This window comes from Niallia circulans, assembly GCF_003726095.1.
In the GTDB taxonomy this organism is placed as follows: domain Bacteria; phylum Bacillota; class Bacilli; order Bacillales; family Cytobacillaceae; genus Niallia; species Niallia circulans_A.
The window spans coordinates 907,019-929,277 of sequence record NZ_CP026031.1; the positions used below are offsets into that span (position 1 = coordinate 907,019).

The 22,259-nt window shown below is 35.3% G+C and carries 21 protein-coding genes, 1 pseudogene and 1 riboswitch; of the genes and pseudogenes, 15 read left to right on the forward strand and 7 right to left on the reverse strand.

Translation table 11 applies throughout. From position 1 onward, the window contains the following. Positions 1–65: 65 nt before the first annotated feature. From C2I06_RS04100 to C2I06_RS25420, 3 genes are all read left to right on the forward strand, one after another. Entirely contained in the window at positions 66–581 is a 516-nt protein-coding gene (locus C2I06_RS04100) for a DinB family protein (RefSeq protein ID WP_206427984.1), read from the forward strand. A gap of 575 nt (positions 582–1,156) precedes the next feature. After that, positions 1,157–2,032, forward strand: a complete 876-nt coding sequence (locus tag C2I06_RS04105; RefSeq protein ID WP_123257506.1) for a helix-turn-helix transcriptional regulator — start codon at positions 1,157–1,159, stop codon at positions 2,030–2,032. A gap of 59 nt (positions 2,033–2,091) precedes the next feature. Beyond that, positions 2,092–2,259: a DUF5661 family protein gene (locus C2I06_RS25420; protein ID WP_338134285.1), complete on the forward strand. Its 168-nt coding sequence runs from the start codon at positions 2,092–2,094 to the stop codon at positions 2,257–2,259. Positions 2,260–2,525: 266 nt separating this feature from the next. Here the strand turns inward: C2I06_RS25420 and C2I06_RS04115 are convergent, their stop codons facing one another. Both C2I06_RS04115 and C2I06_RS04120 read right to left on the reverse strand, forming a co-directional pair. Beyond that, on the reverse strand, positions 2,526–3,482 hold the full coding sequence (locus tag C2I06_RS04115; protein WP_123257507.1) for an NAD-dependent epimerase/dehydratase family protein: 957 nt from the start codon (positions 3,480–3,482) through the stop codon (positions 2,526–2,528). Between the two features lie 70 nt (positions 3,483–3,552). Then, entirely contained in the window at positions 3,553–4,077 is a 525-nt protein-coding gene (locus tag C2I06_RS04120) for a TetR/AcrR family transcriptional regulator (protein ID WP_095329285.1), read from the reverse strand. Positions 4,078–4,371: 294 nt separating this feature from the next. Between C2I06_RS04120 and C2I06_RS04125 the strand changes: the two genes are divergently transcribed. From C2I06_RS04125 to C2I06_RS04165, 8 genes and pseudogenes are all read left to right on the forward strand, one after another. Further along, positions 4,372–4,812, forward strand: coding sequence for a cell wall hydrolase (locus tag C2I06_RS04125; RefSeq protein ID WP_123257508.1), 441 nt, complete (start codon positions 4,372–4,374; stop codon positions 4,810–4,812). Positions 4,813–5,022: 210 nt separating this feature from the next. After that, positions 5,023–5,460: a collagen-like protein gene (locus C2I06_RS04130; RefSeq protein ID WP_249928273.1), complete on the forward strand. Its 438-nt coding sequence runs from the start codon at positions 5,023–5,025 to the stop codon at positions 5,458–5,460. 221 nt (positions 5,461–5,681) lie between these two features. Continuing rightward, positions 5,682–6,536, forward strand: coding sequence for a protein-glutamine gamma-glutamyltransferase (locus tag C2I06_RS04135; protein WP_123257509.1), 855 nt, complete (start codon positions 5,682–5,684; stop codon positions 6,534–6,536). Positions 6,537–6,816: 280 nt separating this feature from the next. Beyond that, positions 6,817–6,888: pseudogene (locus C2I06_RS26005) on the forward strand (YjcZ family sporulation protein); the annotation flags it as partial. A gap of 297 nt (positions 6,889–7,185) precedes the next feature. Then, positions 7,186–7,635 (forward strand): aminoacyl-tRNA deacylase, encoded by a 450-nt coding sequence (locus C2I06_RS04145; RefSeq protein ID WP_123257510.1) that lies wholly within the window; start codon positions 7,186–7,188, stop codon positions 7,633–7,635. A 61-nt stretch (positions 7,636–7,696) separates the two neighbouring features. Beyond that, positions 7,697–8,572 carry a MerR family transcriptional regulator gene (locus C2I06_RS04150; RefSeq protein ID WP_123257511.1) on the forward strand — a complete coding sequence of 292 codons (876 nt, stop codon included), beginning with the start codon at positions 7,697–7,699 and terminating at the stop codon, positions 8,570–8,572. Positions 8,573–8,752: 180 nt separating this feature from the next. Next, entirely contained in the window at positions 8,753–9,193 is a 441-nt protein-coding gene (locus C2I06_RS04160) for an NUDIX hydrolase (protein WP_123257513.1), read from the forward strand. Between the two features lie 238 nt (positions 9,194–9,431). Beyond that, positions 9,432–10,777 (forward strand): IS3 family transposase gene (locus C2I06_RS04165; RefSeq protein WP_123257514.1). Its coding sequence is split into 2 segments (ribosomal slippage): positions 9,432–9,876 and positions 9,876–10,777, totalling 1,347 coding nucleotides; the frame shifts between segments, so codons are not numbered across the junction. Positions 10,778–11,205: 428 nt separating this feature from the next. Here C2I06_RS04165 and C2I06_RS04170 read toward each other — a convergent pair. Continuing rightward, on the reverse strand, positions 11,206–13,032 hold the full coding sequence (locus C2I06_RS04170) for an APC family permease (protein ID WP_123257515.1): 1,827 nt from the start codon (positions 13,030–13,032) through the stop codon (positions 11,206–11,208). A gap of 148 nt (positions 13,033–13,180) precedes the next feature. Further along, positions 13,181–13,326, reverse strand: a riboswitch (cyclic di-AMP (ydaO/yuaA leader). Between the two features lie 104 nt (positions 13,327–13,430). On the opposite strand from C2I06_RS04170, the gene C2I06_RS04175 reads away from it, so the two are divergent. Beyond that, entirely contained in the window at positions 13,431–13,553 is a 123-nt protein-coding gene (locus C2I06_RS04175; protein WP_123257516.1) for a hypothetical protein, read from the forward strand. A 329-nt stretch (positions 13,554–13,882) separates the two neighbouring features. On the opposite strand, the gene C2I06_RS04180 is transcribed toward C2I06_RS04175, so the two are convergent. After that, the gene (locus C2I06_RS04180; protein WP_123257517.1) at positions 13,883–14,359 is read right to left on the reverse strand and encodes a DinB family protein; all 477 of its coding nucleotides are present in this window, start codon (positions 14,357–14,359) and stop codon (positions 13,883–13,885) included. Positions 14,360–14,450: 91 nt separating this feature from the next. On the opposite strand from C2I06_RS04180, the gene C2I06_RS04185 reads away from it, so the two are divergent. Then, a complete protein-coding gene (locus C2I06_RS04185) occupies positions 14,451–15,134 on the forward strand; it encodes an ArsR/SmtB family transcription factor (protein ID WP_123257518.1) in 684 nt (227 codons plus the stop codon). A 271-nt stretch (positions 15,135–15,405) separates the two neighbouring features. Here the strand turns inward: C2I06_RS04185 and C2I06_RS04195 are convergent, their stop codons facing one another. Then, on the reverse strand, positions 15,406–15,888 hold the full coding sequence (locus tag C2I06_RS04195; protein WP_123257520.1) for a hypothetical protein: 483 nt from the start codon (positions 15,886–15,888) through the stop codon (positions 15,406–15,408). A gap of 333 nt (positions 15,889–16,221) precedes the next feature. After that, entirely contained in the window at positions 16,222–16,812 is a 591-nt protein-coding gene (locus C2I06_RS04200; RefSeq protein WP_123257521.1) for a DUF1349 domain-containing protein, read from the reverse strand. 224 nt (positions 16,813–17,036) lie between these two features. On the opposite strand from C2I06_RS04200, the gene C2I06_RS04205 reads away from it, so the two are divergent. After that, positions 17,037–18,059: a C45 family autoproteolytic acyltransferase/hydrolase gene (locus tag C2I06_RS04205; protein ID WP_123257522.1), complete on the forward strand. Its 1,023-nt coding sequence runs from the start codon at positions 17,037–17,039 to the stop codon at positions 18,057–18,059. A gap of 421 nt (positions 18,060–18,480) precedes the next feature. Here the strand turns inward: C2I06_RS04205 and ppsA are convergent, their stop codons facing one another. Next, the gene (gene ppsA / locus C2I06_RS04210) at positions 18,481–21,084 is read right to left on the reverse strand and encodes a phosphoenolpyruvate synthase (protein ID WP_123257523.1); all 2,604 of its coding nucleotides are present in this window, start codon (positions 21,082–21,084) and stop codon (positions 18,481–18,483) included. Between the two features lie 330 nt (positions 21,085–21,414). Here ppsA and C2I06_RS04215 point away from each other — a divergent pair, with 330 nt between their 5' ends. Continuing rightward, entirely contained in the window at positions 21,415–22,113 is a 699-nt protein-coding gene (locus tag C2I06_RS04215) for an aspartate/glutamate racemase family protein (protein ID WP_163187574.1), read from the forward strand. Positions 22,114–22,259 lie beyond the last annotated feature (146 nt).

Consider the following 22,259-nt stretch of genomic DNA (forward strand, 5'->3'; position numbering starts at 1 on the left):
TTATAGGATTTTTTTATTAAGTTATAATGAAGGAAAGTATTGTTAAATAAGAGAGGGGAATTAATATGCTATTAGATTTAAAGGGCGATTCGCAAATGGATCCAATTGTCGGAATGCTATATTCCATGGTAGAAAATAATTATCAAAGACTCAAATCGATTGTGGCTGGTATGGATCAAGAGGAGCTAGAATACAAAGGTCCTAGTAAAAATGACAATAGTACGGCGCAATTACTGAGACATTTAATGTATGTTGACTTAAATTGGGTCTACCGAATAAGAGGAAAGCTAATTCCCAAAGAACTTGAAGATAGATATGGACCAATGTTAGATAAAAATAATCAATTACCGCAAGTTACAGATATTTCATTAGATGAACTTCTAAACGAATATGATTATGTTTTATCATTGCTTAAATCTTTATGCTGCCAGTTAACGGATAAAGATTTACTTCAAACAGTGGAATATGAGGATGGAAACGATGCAACTATTCAATGGGGAATTTGGCATCTGGCAGATCATAACAGATATCATCAAGCTCATATTAATCAATTGCGCAAATGGTTTAGTACATACAATTAAAAGGTTTATGTTCCATAAAGAGATAATAATAGTGGATTTCAATAGAAGAGGGTGGAAAACAAAATGGATAATGGGTAAAGAAAACAAACTCTAATTTAGTAGTGAAACAAATTCGTTTCGATATTCCTATATTTTTCCAACCTTTAAACATTGTTATTAGGAAAAATGGAGCAGACAGAATACACATGGATTCATTGGAAGCTTTTTTAGAGCCTGCAGGTGAAGGGAGACCGTGTCTTAAAACTTTAAAACCTATAAAAGCGAAGTGTATCCAATCTGCAGGGATTATCACCAGCTTTCTTTCTTAAAATAAAATAACCGAACAGTTATGCGAAAATTCTTCGTATAATTGTTCTTTTTTTATTTGGTTGGAATATTACTCCCAAGAACCTTACAGTTACTTGTTCTCTTTTTCTTATTCGACTTGAAACCGGTATAATAGGAACAATCGTTTAATTGTAAACCAACTTATCCACAAGAGAAAATCTCTACCGGATTAAAACATAATAAAGCTAGCAAATAATATCAAAAAATATAATCGGCTATCCTCTAATATTATAAGTGAGGTGAGTAAGGTGTATCGCAAAGTAGCTCAAGATGTAATTTGTTTTCTAGAAGACTATTTGTTAGAAGATTGGCATTTAGAGGATTATGCATCAAAAATCGGTTATTCAAAATTTCATTTATCAAGGATCTTTAAAGAGGAAACTGGATTGACGATAAGTGAATATATTCGAAAACGAAGACTGGCAACTGCAGCAATGCAATTATTATATTCAGATGATTCACTAATTGACATTGCGTTTAAATTACATTTTCAGTCACAAGAAGCTTTCACACGTTCTTTTAAAGAGCTATATACAATGCCGCCAGGAAAATACCGCAGAGTAATGCGAATACTTCAAGGAATGGAGGAAAAAGTGATGAGTGATCATACAATAATTAAAGGATGGAATTTAAGCGGTTCAAACCCAGCATTATATGAAATGAGAACAGATGAACAAGTATTTCATACAGGTACGAAATCAGGCTTGTTAATTTCAAAAGCAGATATAGGAGAAGGGCAATTTGGAACAATGATGCAAAGTTTTTCTGCAGATAATTGGAAAGGAAAACGTATTAAAATGTCTTGCTTTATAAAGACAGAAGAAGTTAGAAGGTGTGGAGTTTGGTGTCGAGTAGATAATGCTTTAAGCGATGTAATCCAATTTGATAATATGGACGATCGGCCGATAGAAGGTACAACAGATTGGAACTTTTATACGATAGTTTTAGATGTTCCGAAAGAAAGTAAATCGATCCACTTCGGAGTCTTGCTAACAGGAACAGGTAAAGTATGGGCTGATGGTTTTAAATTTGAAGAAGTAAATCTTTCTGTGCCATCGACTAATATGCTGATACGAGATACTTTACCACTAGAGCCAATTAATTTAGATTTTAATGAAGGCTGATGATTTTTTCTATTAGTTATTGATTTACTGCTATTTTCTACGTTACGGCTGATCGGCCTATTATTACTGGAAAGATTGTATTAACTCATCTTAATGAGTTCCCTGATTACTACAAAAAATTAAAGGCACTGGAAGAGGAAGCGAAAGCATTTGGAATAAAGGATAAAGCCGGGGCTTATATTGCAGAACGAAATAGCCAAATTGTAAAGATGAAAAATCGTTCATAAAATTAATTAGTTCAAAAAAATAAAGCATCTTGAAGACAAGATTCCTATTGGTATCAGGGCAACAGCGTGAACTACACGAGGGTTTAGCATTGATTTAGTAGTAAGATAAGTGTATTCACGCTGTTGGTATTAGAAATAAACTTTCTTGAAACCGCCTTGAAAAATCTGAAAGATTATGAGAATCCTTCTTTAGTCTTTCGTTGAAATAATTTAGAAGCTAAAATAATTATGTCCTAATCTCTCAATATCTGAATATATTATTTAGCTCACTGCGTGTCTTTTTGAATGGAGCGAATTGTTTCGGCTAAACCTACTTCAAATGAAGTTTGGATTAAGGAACCAATTGTCTTTTGATACTTGCTGCCATCTAAGTAAACAGGAGTTTCTGTTAAATAAGACATTTCAACCATCTCTTTCATGACGGGGCTGAATATTCCAATCAGTTTTAACATGTATCTTGTTAAGGGGATTACCGGAGCTGATTTTCCTGCTGAAGATTGGGCTATCTGGATGAGTCTTTTTCCGGTTATAATCTTTCCTGGGATATTCCAGTTTTGACCATATGCATCATTATTCATAGCAAGTTCTATAATCATTTTTGCTGCATCGGGTAGATATACATACTCCCTTGGAATAGAAAGAGAACCAATATAAGCAGATATTTTTCCTTTTGCTATATTTACCAACGTCATCCCCAAATAGGAGTTGAAATTTGCTGTAGGTCCATAATAATCTGGAAGTCTAATAATCATTGGTTCGGCCTTTGTCCACTCATTACTGAAAATTAGTTTTTCTAATTCAAGTTTAATTTTCCCCTTCTTTGTATGGGGATTTTTTGGATGTTCCTCATCGACTAACGGGGTTATTGCTTTTCCATAGGGATATATTCCATCAATAAATACGATTTTTTTGCTAAGTTTATTTGCAGCAGTCATGACACCTTCTCCTAAAGGAATTTGAGAACGATGCATTTCCTCATATGGAACAGCTGCACATTGAAAAATTACGTCAACATCTTTAGCAGCCTCATAAATACTGTTATAGTCAAAGGCATTTCCTGCTTTCAATGTCAATAAATTGCTATTACTCAATTTTTCTTTTAAGCTACGAAGTTTTTCCATCGATCTACCAAAAGCTATTGTTTTAATTCCTCTATTTAGTAATTCCTCTGTAATGGCAGCTCCAGTACCGCCAGTTGCACCTAATACAATAACATTTTTCATAATAAGTTCCAGCCTCTCTATTTTATTTAGTGATTGATCAATAACTAAATTTTAATAAAATAGACGATAGTTAGTCGTCTATTTCCATTAATTTTGGCAAATTTAAAGCTAGTGATATGTTACACAACATTCCACGGGCTAAAAATAATAAAGTTTTTTCAGAGGGGTTAGAGACACCAGCTGTTTGAAAGGCCGTATATACGATAGAATGTACCTTTAAAAACTCCTCTTGCATAAGTGTAACTATATTAGTTTCTCTTATTGTTTGAGCCTGCATTTGTAGCAAGATTTCATTTTCATAATTCCTCATAATTCCTTCATAAGCCTGAATAAGTTCCTTTTCTAGATTTTCTGCAGAAGCAGCTTGAATAACTTGTGTAAAAGCAGCTTGAATTCTAGACCATGATAATTTTAAAGCTTCTTCTAGTAATAGTTCTTTTGAAGAAAAAAAACGGAATATATAAGGCTGAGAAATCTCCGCTTTATTAGCAACCTTCATTGTTGTTGCCCGATAATATCCTTCTTGTGCAAACACTTCGATGGCAGCAGATAAAATTTCATCTCGGCGATTACTTCTATTTTGTTTTTCTTTCAATAAATTCCCATCCTTTTATTTAGTGATTGATCAATTACTAAATAAAATATAATGTATAGTTGGAAAAAAATCAAGCATAAACAGTAAAGATATAAAATCAGTTAGACATGACCTATTCTTAGTTGAAAAAATCAACTTTAAGAGGGGGTGTGTCAGGCAATAAAAAGAAATAAAAAACAGTACATTATAACTGTGACCTACAGAAACCTTTCCCAGCTAATAGGGGAAGCCGATATTTACTTATCAAGGTCTATAAAGTATTGTTTTCTCATAAAATATTTTGGAGGTGAAAAAATGGCAAGAATAGCATACAGGGATGCAGATATTGATTTAATGGCAAGAATGATGAGAGCAGAAGCGGAAGGTGAAGGAAACCAAGGAATGCTCTATGTCGGAAATGTGATTGTTAACCGTGTTGTTGGAGATTGTTTAGATTTTAAAGATTTACGGACCGTTGAACAAGTCATTTTTCATGTTCAAGGAGGTAATTACTCTTTTGAAGCCGTTCAAAAAGGAAATGTCTTTTATCAAAGAGCAAGAGAATCAGAAAGACGGTTAGCGCTTCAAAATGTGAAATACTGGAGAGATCATCCAGCAAAATTTGCTTTATGGTACTTTAATCCATCTGGTCCATGTCCAACCACATGGTATGATCAGCCATTTACTGGTCAATTTAAACAACATTGTTTTTATGAACCAAAGGCCGGAACTTGTGAAAGTGTTTATAGAGGATGAATATTTACAAATAAGCTGAAAACATGCATGTTATTTGCATATTTTTGGCTTTTTTTATAGAGGAAAATATAAATATACCCCCTATTATAAGCTGCCAAACTAGTAAGTGAAGAAAATGGGCAGTCATTTATACAACGGATAAGCTACCTAAAAATCAGGAAAACATACAATACTTTAGACATTGATAAAAAATAAGGTGGTTATGTTTGTATGTATAATCAAGAAGTATATCCTACTACGAATGCCTATCAACAAACAGAGAGACTGAATTTTCTATTCCCAACAGCGCCGCCAGGACCTATTGGAACTCCTAGTATCCCAGGACCTGGATTTGGAGGCCCAGGAGGTATTCCTGGGTTTGGAGGTCCATCAGGTATCCCTGGATTACAACCTTCACAAGCTCCAACAGCACCTCCTCCACCATTTATTCCGCAGCAAGCAATGGCTTCACCATTTGCGATTGATCCAGGTGCTATTAGATTATGTATGTTTCGAAATACTTTTATATGGCTAAGTAATGGAGATGGCTTTTGGTTCTTCCCAGTTTTCACAGGACCAAGATCTGTAGCTGGTTTTAGATGGAACGGTAGATTTTGGATGATTTTTGGTATTGATACAAGGAGAATTGTTTCGTTTACATGTTTTTAAATAATTTTTTTAGGGCGATGCTTCCAAGCATTGCCCTTTGTTTTGTTTAATCATATATTGCTATTTATACTTTGAGATTGCTAACAGCAAAAAAATAGGGAAGAAATATAGCTGGCAGTTATTTGCTTCAACTAGCCAATGAGAATTAAGTACATTTTTAAGAGGAAAGGAGAATATCTTAAATTATACCCAGCAAGAAAAAGTAGTGAATGGAGGAGCAAATGATACAAATAGCAGGAACAACCTTTCAGCTTCAAGAAAATTGGCCATTGGATCAAATCGAAAGAAGTATTTTGCAGTACATGCAAGATGATCATAACATCTATTCTTATTCTTCTTTAGTGGAATTGCAGTTCGAATTGACAATGCGCAAAAATATCATTAATAGTGCAAGAGCAATGAATGAAACACAGGCACAGTTTACTGTTTTCGAGCAATCTCGGTGCAACCCTGCTTACTGGCAACTAACTTCGGCTGGGGGGTTCTTACTGAGACCGGATGTGATGCCTTCTGATGCCATTATGGATATTTATTCGAACAGTTCGCTGTATGCATTTGAATGTGCAACTGCTGCTGTTATTATCATTTACCATGCTACACTACAGACGATCGGAAAACGTACATTCGATACTCATTTTCGAAATCTTTATCTATACAGCTGGCATGTTGACACAGACCTCGGCCTTGTTACGTTCAATTCCAATAGTTTTTTGCCTGGTGACATTGTCTACTTTGAAAATCCCGATTTTGACTTGGCGGCACCATGGTTTAGAGGGCTAAATGCCATACTTCTGGATGATGGGAGATTTTTCGGACATGGCTTTTCCATAAGAACTGATCAGGAAATTATTCAAAATCTTAATGAAATAAGAATACCAGCAAGTAATCGATCTGCCTTTCTGTCAAGTTTGGTAACGAGACCATCATTTACCCATTTATCCAGATTGACCCAGGGACAGACAAGAAGCACTACGTTCAAACTACAACTACCTGTTGTTCATCATAACCGCAGTTCTATTTCAACTCTAAGGTATCAGAACTATCTAGTGCAGCTTGGATATATGTACAAAGGATAATTTGTTTTTATTCTGCATGGTGGCTGCTGGGTACATACCCATTTTTCAATAGACGGGCTCCATTTTCATTTTTGAGAGTATGATGTAGGGATAGCCTTACTCAAAGAAAGGATGAATGAAAATGTACGCAAACGTAAATGCACCTCCAACTTTTGGTGCAAATGCTGCACCTCAGCCGAATGTATCACCTGAATTTTTTCCGAGTGCGCCATCTTTCCCTACCTATACAGCACCAGCTTTTACAGCACCCGCCTACGGTTATTGCGCACCAGATTGTCCAAAGAATGACTTTGTTTTAATTGTTGTATTGTTTATCCTATTGATTATTGTAGGAGCATTTATTTGCTTCTAATTACCATGGCGCTAATTTTATAAGCTATAGTAAAGCATTTCCCTAAAAAGTAAGGTAGTGACACTTACTTGATAAGCGGTGCTGATTAATGGTAACAATCGTCTTTGTTCCTTGCCATTAAGGAGAAGAACTGCTAAATCGAAAGAGACAAGGGCAGGAGCACTTGGCCAGACCCAAAAAACAGAACATATATATGAAGTGGTGTGCATTCCTTCTTACAAATAAGGAGTGCTTTTTTTGTTCCTTTCAACCTCAGTAGAATAATGATATAGTAAAGCCGTAATTGGAGGTGCTCATGTGAATGAATTAGAAGGGGTTTTAGAAAGAACTGAATTTAGGTATGAAATCGTCCATCATCAAAAACCGATTCTTTCTAGAGAAGATGGCATGAATTATTTTGGGATTGAGGCAGGACAGACTGCTCCCACGTTCATTTTGAAAACAGATAAAGGATACTTTGTTTTTATCGTGTCGGGTAAGCGTGACAAACTTGATTTGAAAAAAATAGCAATTCTATTAGACTGTAGCAAAGTAAAATTAGCATCTCCAAAGGAAGTTAAAACGGTGACGGGATTTGAGGTTGGTAGTGTTCCGATGGTCGGTTTAGATTTGCCTTGTGTCCTTGATAAGAGTCATTTTAAATATGATTTTGTCTATGGAGGTACAGGAAAAGCTACATGCACATTAAAAATCGAACCCCAAGCCTTGCAGGAATTAAATCATGTAGTGGCAATATTAGAATCATGAAAAATGAATGATTGACTAACACCTTAGGGGTTAGCTTAAGCTTTAGTTGAGAGGTGGTAGTATGTTAATAAGTGAAGCAAGTCAGATAACAAATTTAACGAAAAAAGCGATTGAGTATTACATCGAACAAAAATTAATCATTCCAAATACGTTAGAAAATGGCTATCGGGATTTTAGCGAAAAGGATATTGAATGTTTAAAGAAAATTTATGTTCTTCGGAAACTGGGGCTGAGTACAGAAGAAATTAGGTCCGTGCTTGTTGATAAGACAAACAACACATTACAGAGGATATCCATCCAAAAAGAATTGACGTTACAGAGAGAACAAGAGAAAAAATCCTTACTGAACGAACTCCGCATTTGTAAAGATTATACAGTAATAAGTAAGAAGCTGAGAATGATAGAACAGCATGAAACTGTAACGGAAAAGATATTAGAGGCTTTTCCAGATTACTACGGTCGATTTATTTGTCTGCATTTTGCACGATTTTTAAAAGAGCCTATTACTACTGCCGTGCAGCAAGCGGCATATGAAGAGATCATTGCGTTTTTAGATAATGTTCCGCCACCTCAGTTAGCGGAGGACTTACAATTATTCTTAATGGAAAGTACAAACAATATGGACACAGAAAGTATGCAGGATATGCTCGCACAAACAAAACAGTCTATTGAAAACCCTGATAAGTTTTTAACAGAAAGAAAGGAATTTATAGAGCGATACTTAGAGTACAAACAATCTGAGGAATATAAAAATTCTCCGATTTATAAGATTCAACAAATTTTTAAAGCGTTTAATCATACAAGTGGTTATGATGATGTATTCATTCCTGCTATGAAAAAGCTGAGTGCTTCTTATGCAGCATATTGCAAGCAACTGGAATCAGCAAATGAAAAATTATTGTTACAGTATCCAGCATTAGATAGCTTGAAAGAATAAAAAGAGCAATTTTGCTCCTTAGCACATAGTGGATATTATTTTTTCTGCTTCTGCCATTATGTTTTTGGATTAATATTTTTGCAGATTGTTGTTTAGCTAATCTTGGGCTTTGACCAGCCCAAAGTGACATAAATTCTTTGTTATTTTTAGAGATTTCTAATAGCGCGAGGGGGAGAGAAAGTGTACAGGGTTTTTGGAGAAAAAGTTGATGGACTTGATTATCAAATAAGAAAGGGTGTGTATGCTGTTATTTTTAATGACGCGAGGGATAAGATATTAACTGTGCAGAATTCCAGAGGGCATTATTTTTTACCTGGTTGCGGAATAGAAAATGATGAAAGTTATCAAGAATGTCTAGAAAGAGAAATGCTGGAAGAAACGGGATATAGAATATCCATAGGTACTTTTATCGGTGATGCAAAGAGATATTTTCAATCGAGTAAGAATGAACCATTAATAAACGAAGGATATTTTTACATGGCGAAACTGTTAGAAACAATACAAGAATCTATCGAAAATGACCACTTTATTAAGTGGATAGATATTGGTAGTGTGAAAGGCCAGCTTTTTCACGAACATCGTTATTGGGCAGTGTATCAGGCCTTAAGCAGAGTTGGTTAATCTCTTTCGGCTGAATTAAAGGATTTTTTTCAGTCTATATATTAATAAAAAAAGAGGGTGGGACAAAGCAAAATAAATAATGGATAAAGACGAACAATCTCTAATTTAGTGGTGAATCCAATTCGTTCCATTGCGTTACAGACACTCCCTTTCCGCGGGGAGCAACCTAAGCCTCCTCGGCAATGAACTGCACCCCAATTGTTAGACACTATCTACAATAATTGGAGGTGCAGTTTTTTTGTCCAAATTTACTGCGGAAATGAAGCTACAAGCCGTAACTCGCTATTTAAGCGGAAAAGAAAGTTACAGAGAAATTGGAAAATCAATTGGAATAGATCACAAATCGATTGTTAAATGGGTAAGACAATACAACTACAATGGTGCAGAGGCATTGATGAAACGTTGTACAAGTTATACACAAATGTTTAAACTAGAAGTACTACAATATATGACTGAAAATGGTACTTCTCTATGTGAAACGGCAGCTATTTTTAATATCCCAGCGCATTCCACTCTAGCTGTTTGGAAAAGAAAGTTTGAAACACAAGGGATAGAGGCCCTTCAGTCACAGGAACAGGGGCGTCTATCCATGAAAAAAGATTCAAATAAACAAAGTTCTACTGACCGTTCTTTTGAAGCACTAGAAGATCGAATAAAACAACTGGAAATGGAAAATGAGTATTTAAAAAAGTTGAATGCCTTAGTTCAAAACAAGGAAAAATCACCAAACAAGACAAGGCACAAGTAGTCTATGAGTTAAGGCATAAGTATTCGGTGAAGTCACTCGTAAAACTCGCTGGCATTCCACGCAGCACCTATTATGATTTAGTAAAACGAATGAATCGACCTGATCCAGACACCGATATAAAAAGAGAAATCCAAGCCATTTATGAAGAACATGAAGGTCGTTACGGATACCGACGTATTCGGGATGAGCTAGTGAATCGTGGAAAAAAAGTAAATCATAAAAAGGTTCAACGAATCATGAAAGAGCTGGGTTTAAAATGTCTAGTGAGGATGAAAAAATATAAATCTTATAAAGGCACAGTTGGTAAAATTGCGCCAAATCATTTAGACCGTCAATTTAGTGCGGACGCACCGAATGAAAAATGGGTAACAGATATTACAGAATTCAAGTTATTTGGGGAAAAGCTGTATCTATCGCCTGTATTAGATTTATTTAATGGGGAAATTATTACGTATACCATCGGTTCTCGACCAACGTATTCATTAGTTTCGGACATGTTAGAAAAAGCATTAGAATCCTTACCAAAAAGGCATCAATTACTCATGCATTCCGACCAAGGTTGGCATTATCAAATGAAACAATATCGCAACTTGCTTCAAGCAAAAGGGATTAAACAGAGTATGTCACGTAAAGGGAACTGTTACGATAACTCTGTAATGGAAAACTTCTTTGGGATACTGAAGTCAGAACTCCTTTATTTTAAGGAATTTGAAAGTGTGAACCACTTTAAACTAGAATTAGAAAAATATATAGAATACTATAATAGAAAACGGTTAAAGGGAAAATTGAAAATGAGTCCGGTACAATACCGAACTCATTTTCAACAAGTTGCCTAATGAAATAACTGCGTCTAACTTTTAGGGGTCACTGCACAAGCCTGTGGGGTCTTAGGCTTTGCTCTATTTCCCGCAGGAGTTGAGTGTCTTCCACTCCATTTCACTCCGTTTTTAAAGAGTATTTCGTTCCAACATTTTTTTCAAAAGAAACTAAATGGAGCAGACTGAATACACGGAGACTCCTATGGGAGCTGCGAGAAAGTCCAAGACCCTGCAGGAACGAGGAGGCTTGGCGCTCGCCCCATGGAAAGCGAAGTGTATTCAGGCTGCGGGTGATTACCACATACCTTCTTTCTTAAAATAATAAAAAAACACAAACAATTATACGAATTTTTTTTAGTGTGTACGTATAATTGTTCGGGGTTAGATTTGGTTGAAATACTTATGTCCCACTCTCTTGTAGCTTGAATAGGGACAATTTTGCTATTTTATTTTTTTAAATGATAAGGTACGGTTGTTATTACAACATTTCTTCGGTACAATAAAAATGTTCTAATCAATAAACTAGATTGATTATGAAGGATATTGTGCCAGCCTTTCTTCGGTATAAATTGCGGAATCACCACTGTTACCTGATAGTTTCCTTCTTTTGCTTTATGTTCAATTGTATCAACAAATTTTCTAAGCGGGTTAATAATACTTCGATAATATGAATGAAGTGTCACAAGCCTAATTTCGGGCTGCCATTTATTCCATTTCGCTTCGAATACTTTTTCTTCTTCTCTCTCAAAAGAAACATAAACAGCAATAATTTGTTCGGGTTTAAGTGATTTAACGTAATTTAACGTATTTTCCACGACATGTGTCATTCCTGCTATTGGTACAATCATCACATTTCCCTGAATAGTCAGTGGCGGTTCAGAAGTAGTAAGTCTAAGCTGATCACCAACTGCTAAATAGTGCTTATTTATTTTATAAAAGATAAACACGATGATAGGCAAGAAAATTAAAATCGACCATATTTGCGAGAATTTTGTTATAAAGAATACCATTGTAACGATGAAACTGATCGCTGCACCAATGGTATTAATAATAAATTTCGGTACCCAGCCTTTTGGTTTTTCTCTAAGCCATTTAACCATCATACCACTTTGAGACAAAGTGAATGGGAGGAAAACACCTACAGCATAGAGTGGAATTAAATGCTCTGTTTTTGCGTTAAATACTAATATTAATAGGATGGAAGCTAGACCAAGAATGATTATCCCATTGGAATAACCTAGACGGTCTCCTCTAATGAGAAACATCCTAGGAACAAATTTATCTTTTGCAAGATTAACTGCAAGTAAAGGAAAAGCAGAATATCCAGTATTAGCAGCAAGAATTAAAATCAAGGCTGTAGTTACTTGAATAAAGAAATACATAAAATTACGCCCAAAGACTCCCTCAGCAATTTGAGAAACAACGGTCACTTCTGCTTTCGGTGTGATTCCGTAAAAATAGGCGAGAGTAACAATCCCTGCAAATAATACCGCTAGTAAAGCTCCCATCATGACTAGTGTTTTAGCAGCATTGTTAGGCGCTGGTTTTTTGAAATTAGGAATCGCATTTGAAATTGCTTCGACTCCTGTTAAAGCAGAGCTTCCTGAAGCAAATGCTTTTAATATAATAAATAAGCTGATTCCCGCTACAGGAGTACCGATTGGCGTATGCAATTCAGATGAAACATTTCCGGTTAATATATTATAGATACCAACACCAATTAGAATAAATAATGCTAAGACAAATAAATAAACGGGATAGGCTAATATAGAAGCAGATTCCGTCACTCCTCTCAAATTCAAAACAGTGAGAAGAAGTACAAATGCAATGGCAATCTCTGCGTTATAACCATGTAAAGCAGGAAAAGCAGATGTAATGGCATCTGTACCAGCGGAGACACTTACTGCAACCGTTAAGATATAATCTACTAACAAGGAACCTCCAGCAATTAAACCAGGAGTTACCCCTAAATTGCTTTTGGACACCATGTAAGCACCGCCGCCATTTGGGTAGGCAAAGATGATTTGTCTATAGGATAAGATAAGGGCGCTTAAAAGAATTAATACTCCTATCGCGATCGGTATAGAATACCAAAATGCAGTCGCACTTATTGTTATTAAAACGATTAAAATTTGTTCAGGACCATATGCAACCGAAGATAACGCATCGGAAGATAAAATCGCTAAAGCTTTTGTTTTGTTGAGTTTTTGTTCACCTAGTTCATAGGATTTCAATGGACGTCCAATTAATAATCTTTTAATGGAACCTAACAAGGGAATTCACCGCCTGAGTGTATATGTTATTAATGTTTACTTTGAATAATGTCGCTGCACATCTATTTATTTTTAAAACAAAAAGCCTACAAGCCATTATTAATAGACTTGTAGGCACGTTAATTTTCTTGTGTCACAAGTTCCACCTTCCTTCTCATATTAACGCTTACGAGGTTAGCTGTCGGATTCGGGCCTTGAGTAGCCCTACCTAAAAAAGGATTCACCCCATGGTCATAATAAACGCCCAGTAAAGAATGGTTCCCCCGTACCGTATGGTTTCAGCGATCTAGAAATTTGAAACAACGATATTATCTTACTCTCGTACTTGGGAAATGTAAATAGTTATTTTGTGTAATAATTGTGAAGTTGGAAAAGCTAATTAATAAAGGAGCAATTTTATGAACAAAGAAAACAAATTTATTATTTCAGATGAATTTTTAGATCAATTAGCAAAAGAAATTAATCGACTTAATGGAGATCCGGAAGAGGAAGAAAGTAAAGATGATGAGTCGGAGGGGTAATGGCTTTAAAAAGAAATAAAAGGTATTACAGACTTTTTTACTAAAAGGATGATTTGAATTATTTTATAGGAAAAACATCAAGAAAAAATCACCTGTATATTTGAGAAATAAGGAAAAGAATAATAATAAGCGCGTATCCGGCAAAAAATTTACGAACAAAGTCTGGTTCAACACCGTATCCATATCAGTAAATTAGTTGTTTTCTATCGCGCTTATGTCGGAATGAATAATTTTTTAATACTTACAAACTTTAATTCTCTAAAACTAGCTTGTTTCTGTTTTTCTATATTTACCATAGATATCAAATAACAATATAAAAAAACGGAATATTAATCCCAAATTTGCGGTCGTTCAATCCCCATTGTCCTCATATAACCCAATAACTGTCCTGTATGTACCGATTCATGATAAGGAATACGCAAGAGCATATCCTCAAGTGTTCTAATATAACCAATATCTGAACGGTCAATCATTCCATTTTCCAGCTCGTAATTACTAATTGATTCAATATATGTCAAAAATTCCTCACGATAGGGTTGGGAGAATTTTAATTCTTCCTCAACGGTTGTGAATTCCTTTTGATCGAACGGATTGTGAAAAGAATTAGATTCGATACTGCCTTTGTTAATAAGCATTTGATGATAAAGATACTCTCCTTCAACAACATGTCTAATCATTTCTGCACAAGAAAGGGCTTTTTCATCTGGCTTCCAATTTAGCAGCTGAGGAGGTATTGCTTTCCAAACTTTTATACTTCTACGACGTACCTCTTTAAAATTTAAGATTAATAAATCTGTTTTACCCATTATTTGAATCTCCTTTCAAATTGATATTTAAAATAGTAGCATATAAAAACTTCGGTTATAATCGAACTATCGATGTAAAGGGAGGATGGTCATGGCTATTAGCCCGGATTTTTCATATGTTGCAAAACTAATGGCTGATTCTTCAAGAGCGGCTATGTTGGAGGCCCTTCTTGGACTTGATGGACTTCCAGCAAATGAACTAGCAAGAAAGGCAAACGTTACCTTACAAACAGCAAGTAGCCATCTTTCTAAAATGGTTGAAGGAAAACTGATCCGTGTAGAAAAACATGGCAGACACCGTTATTATAGTCTGGCAAACACCGATGTTGCTAAAGCAATAGAGACATTGATCGTTATAGCTCCACCTGTGGGCATTCGTTCATTAAAAGATTCGTCACGAGCAGAAAAGATTAAAATCGCTCGAACTTGTTATGATCATTTGGCAGGGAGACTTGGTGTAAAGTTAACGGAAGCCTTTATTGTAAAAGGATATATGATCGAGGATCAGGATAATTTTAGTATAACGGAAGAGGGAGAAACGTTTTTTCGTGATTTTGGAATTGATCTTGACACTTTGAGAAATAAAAGAAGACATTTCGCTAGAAAGTGTCTGGACTGGAGCGAAAGGCGTTATCATCTAGCAGGCTCATTAGGTCATGCAGTTTTATTAAAGTTATTAGAACTTAATTGGATTGAAAAGCTGCCTGATCGAGCAGTGAAAATTACCATTAAAGGAAAAGAAAAATTATATAGCATCCTAGGTATCGAAATATAATTTATCCAGCCTTTTATTTGTGATATATAAATAAACTAGTTTTATGGGGCATTTAGATGATTTCTAATAGATACAATAAGGCGGAAGAAAGGATAAAAGCTCTGCTTAAAAAAATGGGAGAATTCTTTTATTTTCATACCATTTGTAGGATCACAATTGAAACTAAAAGTATAAAAAGTGATTCGTTTAAATTAAAAAGCCTCTCATTAATGTTAATGGGAGACTTTTGCTGTATCCATGAAATAACAGCATGAAGGGAATGGATAGAAGTTTACCGCTGTTTATTCAGCTTGAGCTGTTTTCTATTTTCAAAATAATATTGAAGAAAATATAACAATGGTGCTTTTACAAAGAAATACATAAAAAATTGAGCATGATTAAATCGAACCAATGAATAATATTTTATGTTCTTTGCGAGTGATGAGAAAGGGAATGCAAACAAGGCGTTTACAATTGCATTGATTAAAAGATATTTTTTGAAATTCCCATATGCCAGCTTAAGCGTCCACAAAGAGATAAAGATAAATGGCCCTAAATTGAATGGAAATTCGTTAAACTTGTATGAATTTGGTTTATTATAGAAAACCCACCACCTACGTTTTTTCCCAATTCGTGCTGTTAAAATTTCGATGACACCGATTAGTAGTGTTGCTGGAAAAAATCTTTTTATATCTCGAAAGCCTATAAGCGTTAACGAGAACCATGACAGAACAAGCATTAAGATATTGAATAACCGTTGTAGTTGTATTGACATCCGAGAATCCTCCCTGTTTTTTATAGGATTCTTTTTAAGATTATTTATTATTCATAAAAATATCCCTATATTTCTAATGAGATTTCTACAATTAATAAAGTGCATTCTCTAGCTTTTATAAATGTTTCAACTGATAAGATAAGGATTTACGAGAAGAACGAAAATAATTCTAATAAATCACTAACTATAGACTGTTCTTAAAGAAAAGGAGAGTGGATATTGAAGTGTTATTCGTTAGAGGATGATTGAGAAACATTATGGAGATTCAAAGGCGAGGAACGTAAAAAAAATCGATTGATTGTTACACCAATCGAAGAAGATATCTGGAATTAGCTATTTACCCATACGAATATTCTTTACAGTCTTCTTTTCAATGCTCAAGTTTTCATAAATTCTCATTCCGCCACTTCCTAAGGGAGCTTGTGCTAATAGTCCGACCTTTACAATCTCATCAACAGGCAAGCTGAAAAATCTCATCATATAATAATTTTCCCCATCTATGGAATAATGGAATGCAAAAGAATGTCCACTTCTACAAACTTGTAGCCATACAGCATTACCATCAATATTGCAACCGTTCGCATCATCTGACTCTTCCTTCGTTACAACGCTTACAACTGCATGGGTATCAAAATCAGTTAATTCAAAACATGCCTTTGCCCAATAAGTCATATCCTTCATCACCATTATGGAAGCAGAATCATAAGTGTCCTTAAAATCATGAGAAACTTTAACTTTCATGATAAAATCTCCGACCACCTCTGTATAATAAAACGGAGCATTACACAATGATTGAGGCGTGATACCTTCTGCTCCAATTGCGCCATTGTTACAGAAAAAATCAGTTTCTTGTGGAGCGTATATTTTTATTCTGCCGTCTTCTTCCATGATAGTGCTTTCGTTAATCCAGTTGAAATTTAACATGTTTCCCTCCTTTAAAAATAGAGCTATTTGTAATCCATCATATTACCTCCTCGTCTAATATTATAGACTAAAAGTGACTTCCAATAAATAACAACATTATTACATAGAGGTCCTATTGGATAAAAAATGTATTTCATAACAGTCCAAAAAGAGCATAAAAAGACAGGAAATTATCTTTCTTTTTAAGTATAGTCAGATTTAGAAACAAGAATGGAGAGGATTTCATGATTAATTTTGAGGTGGATATAATTCAAATTAGGGATCGATCTTTTCATATTGGTTTAAAAACTGCTGAGAGAATATTGGATCGTTCTATTATTAAGATGTGGAGTGAGGTTTTCGAACAAGACATTGATTATGAAAACATGCATTCCATCTATTCCACTTATGCTCCACATCTTTTAGAAGAATTAGAAGGGTTGGCACAGGGGCTGGGGATTTCGTCTATCAGAGCTGCATCCATGTTCAGCGGTTATCAAGTTCCCAAGATAGATGCGATGGGATGCACGGCTATTCTTACAGATGAAACATATGTTCGCAACTACGATTTTTCCCCTGATCTATACGATGGTATTTTTAGTTGTATCCAAGCGGAGGATGCGCTGACCACCGCAGGATATAATTTGCAAATTTTAGGGAGACATGATGGAGTAAATGAGGAAGGGCTAGTAATGGGGTTTCATTTTGTAAGTTATAGTGGCTATACAAAGGGTATTTCCCCATGGGCTGCAATACGGATGGCCTTGGATACTTGTTCTTCGGTCGATGATGCATCTGCTCTGCTAAAAGAAATCCCTCATTCAGCCTGCTATAATTTTTCGGTGGGAGATAAAAAAGGAAACATCGCGGTGATAGAAGCTACTCCAGAAAAAGTGTGCATTAGAAAGGATGAGAAGCTCTTATCATGTGTTAATCATTTTCAAACTTCGGAACTCCAAGATAAAAACAGATTAGCCATTGATGGTTCCGTCAAAAGAAATAATTATTTACAATCATTTCAAGGGAAGAAACGGACACAGCAAGAGATGTTTAGCATTTTTGCAAAGAAAAGTTCTCCTTTATTTTTTCGGAATTATGACCAACTATTCGGAACACTACACACATTTTCCTACTCTTTCCAAGAATCAAGAATTCTTACTTCTCTAGCGCAAGGAAGGGACGTTCTCGATTTTAATTTTCATAATTGGACAAATGGAGAAGATCTTGTCAGCAAAAAGATGACAGGTTATATCGAGACCATTAATTAGTTTAATTACTTTTATTAATAAACGTCTAAAACATTGGTATATAAGGGATTAGACGTTTTTAGGATTAACTTTTATTTAGAAGTTACGATTGTTCTATTTTAAAAAAAGAAAGTGGTCTTATATAACTATCGGGGCAGTTTATGTATTGAATGAAAGGGAGCATAAAGATAAAGTTTGACCGAAAACACAACATAAAACGATTTCACCTTAAAATCAAAAGAAGCCATTTTGAATAAAGAATAAATAACATGGCTTCTTTCTTTGGAAAAACTTATCTATTTTAACATACTTTAATAATAATCATCAGTTGCTATCCCGTTATATGTCCAAGTAACGAGGTTCTTACCATAGATAGTAAAGAGCCATAATATCAAGCATTCTCTAGTTTGAATGCTTGATATTATGATTTAAAGGTAATGAATTATAGTATTTCTACATATCCTTCTGTCCCATTCACCCTGATCCTTTGTCCGTCTTTTATTAGTTTCGTGGCATTTTCTACTCCAACCACAGCTGGTAATCCGTACTCCCGTGCAATAACGGCTCCATGCGTCATAAGTCCACCAACTTCGGTGATGAGACCCTTTATTGATACAAACAATGGTGTCCAGCTAGGATCAGTAAAGGTGGTGACTAGTATATCTCCATCTTCTAAAGCTGCGTCTTCCAAGTTTAAGATAACGCGAGCGCGGCCCTCCATAATTCCTGAAGAAACAGGTAGACCTGCAATTGCTTCTTCTGGCAGATTTTCACGTTTATACTTACCTTCAATGATTTCGCCATCAGATGTTATCACACGTGGGGGAGACAGCTTTTCATATATGTTGTAATCTTCTTTTCTCTTGCTGATAATTTGATAATCCAGCTTATTTGTGCGTACTACATTGTGGAGTTCTTCGAATGTGAGATAGAATATATCTTCTTTTTCATGAATAACTCCCGCTTGCACGAGCTGGGTAGCTTCATTCAATATGGCCAGCTTGTAAATGAAGTAACGGCTGATCATACCGAATTTCGGATATTCACGATAACCGATGAAATTTCGGATTAGGTCAATCATCTGTTTTGTTTCGTTTGCTTTTTGTTCACCATCCGGTAATTGTTTTAAACGCTCCAATAACTCTTTTTCTTTTTGCATAGCTTCATGAAGCCCTTGTTCAAATAACTGCTGACTAGCATGGGGTTCAAAGTTTTTGATATTACCAAGAATCATGGGAATAAGTGTAAGTGGTTTTTCACTCCAACGTGGTCTCGTAATATCAATTTCTCCAGCACATCGCATTCCGTATTTGTTGAGAAATGCCCTTATGGCATCGCTTGCTTTCTGACCACCATGTAACTTGAGCATTTCATTCAAAAAGTTATCATCTTTTACACTTTGCAAATAATCAATTACTTTTGGAAAAGGTCGAATCACATCTGCGACATCCAAGAGAGCTAAACCCATTTCTGAAGTAATATTATTCGAGACAGATTGGGAAATGGTGTCCGCCGCGTTTTTTTCTCCCAGCCATTCGTTCATCTTCTCATTGAGCCATGTTGCTGCATTCATAGCAGCCATAAATACAGCAGTGCTTTGCGGATCAAATAATATCCTCTTTAATTCCTGAATATCTTCCAGAATAAAATCAAATAACGCTGATCCTGATTTAGTTTTAATGTTATGTTTTAACTCTTCAATGGATATTTGGCTACGCTTTATGAAATCAGCAACGATGGATGGATTATTATTTTCTAATTGTGCCTGCCTAGCCGTACTGCCTCTTCTCTGACTCGGAGCTTGATCATTATCAGGTAATCGCTCTATAAAATCTTCCCGCTCCAAGATGGTCATGAGTGCGTCTTTTAGGAGTGGATCGTGCTGTCCCATGCCATTTAATAACACGTTTCTGCTAGCAGGTGAAGCAAGCTGCTGGGTGACATCAACAAACAACCTTCCACCCGCTTTACGCATAGGTGCGTTTGTCGTTAACAGAAAAAAAGACAATCCCAGTGGTTTAATTGCATCAGTCATCATTTGCTGATGACCGACAGAGATATAGACATGGTTTTCTTGATCATTCGCCTCCGGAATTGGGAAAAGCGTGGTAATGGGACGACTCTGAACCATATAAAATTTATCATCAACTAAACACCACTCAATATCTTGAGGACAGCCAAAATAATCTTCAATCTTTCTTCCGATGCGTGCCAGTTGCAAGATTTGCTTATCAGTCAGTGATTGTGTTTTTTGTTGTTCAAGGTTAACGGCTTGCGTCTTTGTTCCGCCGTCATTAACAGCAGTTACAGCCAACTTTTTGGCAGCGATCTTTTTATGGACAATTTCATTTTCTTGAATCTTATAATTATCGGCTGATACCAAGCCAGAGACTAGCGCTTCTCCAAGTCCAAAACTGGCATCAATCGATAGTGTTTTTCGGTTGGAGGTAAGGGGATCAGCTGTAAATAAAATCCCAGAAGCCTGTGGAAAAACCATCCTTTGAATAATGACAGATAAATAAACTTGCTGATGGTCGAAGCTATTTTGCATTCGGTAGATTACAGCGCGATCTGTAAATAGAGAAGCCCAACATTTCTTGATATGCTCCAAGATGGCTTCTTTGCCGATGATATTTAAATAAGTGTCTTGCTGGCCGGCAAAAGAAGCATGCGGCAAATCCTCAGCAGTTGCACTAGAACGTACTGCATATGCATGTTTCTCGCCAAAACGGGCGAGATAGGTGACAACTTCACTAACAACATCGGAGGGAATATCCGTTGCCATGATGATTTGCCGAATTTTCTTAGAAATCTCACTTATTTGCTTTTGATTTTCTATTTTTAAGCATATAAGATTTTCTACTAATGTTTGAAATGTTTCGTTATGTTCGATGCTTTTTTGATAGCCTGCTGTTGTAACACAAAATCCATCTGGTACTTGTATTCCATGAATTTTTGATAATTCTCCTAAATTAACTCCCTTTCCACCAACGAGCATATATTCTGTTTTTCCAACTTCTTTCAGATCGAGGACCAAAGAACTCATTCGCATCTCTCCTAACCATTAATGTTCTATTGATTTTAGCAGTAATAAAGGAGAATAAATAGTCTATAATAACCATTTTTTGTATGGTATAATTAATATAGAGGGTACTATAAAAATAAAATCTAGCTTTACAATAACTTAATTAATGTCATTTCTTATTTAACTTTTTTTGCTTTATGTTCTAATAGTTAATAGGAGATATTAAGCCTTTATCATACACACTGTGCGATACTTAATAATGAAGTATCGTATTTTAATTGAACAATAGGTGTATGAAAAAAACGCTATCTCATGATATATAATGGACAAGAAATAAGGAGGAGATTCATAATGCTAAGCAATAAATTTTGTAGAATCGGTATTTTGGCGGGGATGGGTCCACGTTCGACTGCTCCATTTATTGAGTCGGTTTTAGATGAATGCGAACGACAATATGGTGCAAAAAATGACATTGATTTTCCCCATATGATTATTTATTCATTACCTACACCCTTTCATCCAAAAGAACCTATTATTAAAGAAGATATGGTGAAAACTTTACAAATAGGAATACAATCTTTAACAGAAGCTAATTGCGATTTTATTGCTGTTCCTTGTAATGTAGTCCATCAATTTTATGAAGATATGACAAAGATGACCAATGTACCTATTCTTAATATTATCCAAGAAACAATAAACGCTATTGGTGTCCAAAGTTCAAAAGTTGGTTTAATTGGTACCAGAAGTACAGTAGAAAATCAGCTATACCAGCCTTACCTACACAATAATAATAAAGATATTTATTGGACAGAACGTATTCAAAGCCAGGTTGATCAATTAATTTATGATGTTAAACAGAATCGCGAAATGGAAGAGCTTATTCAACAATGGAAAAATATAGAAATGGATCTTGCGGAAAATGGTGTAACAGATGTAGTTTGTGTATGTACTGATCTATATTTTTGTGGATCTTATACTTCTTTAAATTTCTTCGATTCATCAAAAATTCTTGCTAAAAGTTTAGTAGAAAGATATTTAGCCTTTAAATAGGTGATATTCGTGTTCAACTATAGGGTGGTTTATGTAGAGGATAAATAGTTGCACGGAGGGGAGTATAGGAAGTTCTATTAAATAGACATCTTTATTTTATGATCATAAATAGAGTGCGTTTATATAATACATATTAATGTAATGCT